A 263-nucleotide genomic window follows, 5' to 3' on the forward strand; every position below is an offset into this window, starting at 1 on the left:
GGGAACACTTAATTTAAAAAGCGAGTTGGGTGAAGGGTCAACCTTTACGTTTGCCGTTAACTTAACAACAACAGAGCCTGATATAGAGCCAGAAGCCATATCAAAAGATATTGATATTACGTCTTTAAATATTTTGGTCGCAGAAGACAATCCTGTGAATCAAATGGTAATAAAAGCGATGTTGGGATCTTTAGGTATCATTCCTCACTTGGTTGAAAATGGTGAAGAGGCTGTAAATATAATCAAAGAACAACATTTTGATT

The 263-nt window shown here is 35.7% G+C and carries 1 pseudogene; it reads left to right on the forward strand.

What is annotated here, in order from left to right:
- A pseudogene (locus tag R2R70_RS20950) lies at positions 1–263 on the forward strand (hybrid sensor histidine kinase/response regulator); the annotation flags it as partial.

The organism is Cobetia sp. SIMBA_158 (genome assembly GCF_046566945.1).
GTDB classification, from domain to species: Bacteria; Pseudomonadota; Gammaproteobacteria; order Pseudomonadales; family Halomonadaceae; genus Cobetia; species Cobetia amphilecti.